Annotated in this window: 3 protein-coding genes; 1 reads left to right on the top strand and 2 read right to left on the bottom strand. The window is 68.5% G+C overall.

The annotated features are described in order from the left end of the window. Both VGZ32_RS24390 and VGZ32_RS24385 read right to left on the bottom strand, forming a co-directional pair. A partial coding sequence (locus tag VGZ32_RS24390; RefSeq protein WP_326888518.1) for a DUF6193 family natural product biosynthesis protein occupies window positions 1-780 on the bottom strand: 780 nt, incomplete at its 3' end. A gap of 386 nt (window positions 781-1,166) precedes the next feature. Beyond that, window positions 1,167-1,649: an SRPBCC domain-containing protein gene (locus tag VGZ32_RS24385; RefSeq protein WP_326888517.1), complete on the bottom strand. Its 483-nt coding sequence runs from the start codon at window positions 1,647-1,649 to the stop codon at window positions 1,167-1,169. Between the two features lie 102 nt (window positions 1,650-1,751). Here VGZ32_RS24385 and VGZ32_RS24380 point away from each other — a divergent pair. Then, window positions 1,752-2,089: TetR/AcrR family transcriptional regulator (locus tag VGZ32_RS24380; RefSeq protein ID WP_326888516.1), on the top strand; the 338-nt coding region annotated here is incomplete at its 3' end.

Raw genomic sequence — 2,089 nt, 5'->3', positions numbered from 1 at the left:
GTCGATGGCGGTGCCGAGAATGGCGGGGCCGCAGTCGGCGGGCAGGATCTCGGCGGCGCGGGTGGCGGCGGCCTGGGGCGTGTCGAGGTATTCGCTTTCCTCGCGGCAACGCCCCACGAGGTAGCGCCCGTCGCCCCGTGGCTCGATCACGGCGCCGACGCGTGTGAGAGGACGGTCCGTGCACGTGCTGAACCACAAGCTGTAATAGCTGGTCACCGCGTAGAGGCAGCGCAGCCGGGGCTGCGCGTACGCGGCATCGAACAGCGCGCGCAACGCGGTGAGCGCAGCGGGCTCGCGCCATCCGTCCGGCTCGAACTCCCACTGCCGACCCCAGGCCTCGCGTCTGCGCTGCCAGTTGGCCTCCACCACCAGATGCGCCGAGCCGCTCGCACGCGCCTCGGCCATCAGCGGCAGTTCGATGAACGGCGCGGCGCTCTTCACCCCGCGCGGGTCCGCCCCGGTAGACCAGGCCGCTGCGGCCTTGGCCACCTCGGCCAGATCCGGGGTGCGACCTCGGGCGTGGGCGACACCGTACTCGTGGTTGTCCACCGAGAAGGATCGCCTGAATCGGCGGGCTGTGACCGTGAAGTCGGCGCGGCCGGGCAGCGCCGCCGCGATCCGTACGTCGGCCAGTGAGCCCTCCCGAGCTGGCTCGACCGCGCCGATCTCCAAGCCCAGGTCGGCGGCTGCCCTCGTCAGCGCAACGGCCAGGCCGCCCGCCTCGATGATGTCCGCGTAGAACTCGGGATGCGACTCGATCGCGCTCGCCGTACGCGTCATATCCACTGCCGTATTCAACTCCCGCCGCCATCAGTCCGGCACTCGATCCGCGACCAGTAGCCCGCTGCCCGCTACTCCACCGGACCGAAGACACCAATACCGGCGAGTACCGCCGAGCCGTCACCATGCCGCCGTCGAGGCGTTACCTCACACCACCGCGCCACGGGCCGCACGAACCCGGGCGCCGGGCCAACTCTGTTGAATCGTTCGCCAGTCCGCGGCCGTCGCGCATTGTTCACGATCTACCGGCCGCTGCCCGTGTCCCGCGCGGCTCAGGGGCCGCGCGAGCGCAGTGGGGCGCCGCGACACGATCCGCCAGGCTTCGTCACCCTCGACTGCACCGTCATCTATTTGCGACGCTTGGAGACAGCATTTGACCCCCGCGGTTACAGCGGCTTGGGGGCGAGGGTGCTGCCGGGGCGCAACACGCCGTGGTCGTCGATGTCGTCAAGCACGGCGGTCAGGCCCTGGTTGAGCATCTTGCGGCGTACGTGGCCCAGTAGCTGCGCCATGAGGAATCCGCTGACGCCGGTGAAGCCGGTGTGCTCGTAGGTGAAGCGCGTTCCACCGGCGTGGGGCTCGATGCGGTAGACGACCTCTGTCGTGTCGCCGCTGGATGTATCGGTCCACGACCAGCGCAGCAGGGACGGCTCGTTCGCCTCAAGCACCTCGCAGTCCACGACGCCATTCCAGCCAGGCTTGGGCTTGCCGATGAACTGGAACTTCGTGCCCACGACGGTGGCGAAGCCCTCGGTGCGGCCGCCCGCGCCGGTGGCGGTCCACAGCGGGATCAGCGCCGGGTCGGTCACCGCGCGCCAGACCTTCTCGGGGCAGTGGGGGTAGTCCTTGACCAGATGGATCGCACTCACGGCAACTCCTCAGGATCGGCGGGCGGGACGACCATCACTAATTTTAGTGGCTGAAAATTTACTGTAGCAGAATTTCTCTAGCCGCAGGAGTAAGCTGGAGGCATGAGTCAGCGCACTGTGGCCGTGGACTGGGCGGGGTTACGTCCCGGGATTGAGCCGCCCGCCGACGAGGGGCTGCGGGAGCGCAAGAAGCGGCTGATGCGCCAGCAGTTATCCGACACGGCGACCGAGATGTTCCTGGAACGCGGCTTCGACGCGGTGCGCGTCGCCGAGATCGCAGAAGCCTGTGGGGTGTCGGAGAAGACGGTGTTCAACTACTTCCCGACCAAGGAGTCCCTGGTCCTGGACCTGGACGACGCCGTAGAGGACGCGCTGCGCACCACCCTGGCCGATCCGGGCCTCACGCCGGTCCAGGCGGTGCTGAAGATCCTGTCCGACCA

It is taken from the genome of Actinocrinis sp., assembly GCF_035938995.1.
In the GTDB taxonomy this organism is placed as follows: domain Bacteria; phylum Actinomycetota; class Actinomycetes; order Streptomycetales; family Catenulisporaceae; genus DASZGI01.
The sequence above is the reverse complement of the archived record's forward strand: the minus strand, read 5'-3'. Positions and strand labels throughout refer to the sequence as shown.